Below are 400 nucleotides of genomic sequence, written 5' to 3' on the forward strand. Positions count from 1 at the left end.
GAGGCCACGCCGAGATTGCCTCGGAGGCGGGGGCGGGCGGGCGCGGAGGCGGGGGCGTCCGCCGGGGTGGATGTCGCGGTCTGGTCGTCGATGGCCATGGGGGTCCTCGCGGGTCGAGCGGGCGCTGGCGCGGCCGGGGTTCGGGAGTGGTGCGGGCTGGAGGGAATGTAGCGGCGCACCGCGCACGCTGTCTCGCTCGGTTACCGAATGTTGCCGGGCACCGATGCGCCCACCGGCACGCCCTCGGGACCGTCGACCGGCGCACCGAGCGTCACCTGTGCCGCCGGATGCGTCGCAGCGACGCGCGGCCCGGCGGCGCCGAGCTTCTCGCGCAGCGTTCCCGCGCGGTACGCCGTCTGGTAGCGGCCGCGCCGCTGCAGCTCGGGCACCAGGAGGTCCG

1 pseudogene is annotated in these 400 nt (G+C 76.8%); it reads right to left on the reverse strand.

Annotated elements, in window-relative coordinates:
* Window positions 1–200 precede the first annotated feature (200 nt).
* Window positions 201–400 (reverse strand): annotated as a pseudogene (locus U870_RS22950) (LLM class flavin-dependent oxidoreductase); the annotation flags it as partial.

This window comes from Leifsonia aquatica H1aii, assembly GCF_000633535.1.
Classification (GTDB): Bacteria; Actinomycetota; Actinomycetes; order Actinomycetales; family Microbacteriaceae; genus Leifsonia; species Leifsonia aquatica_A.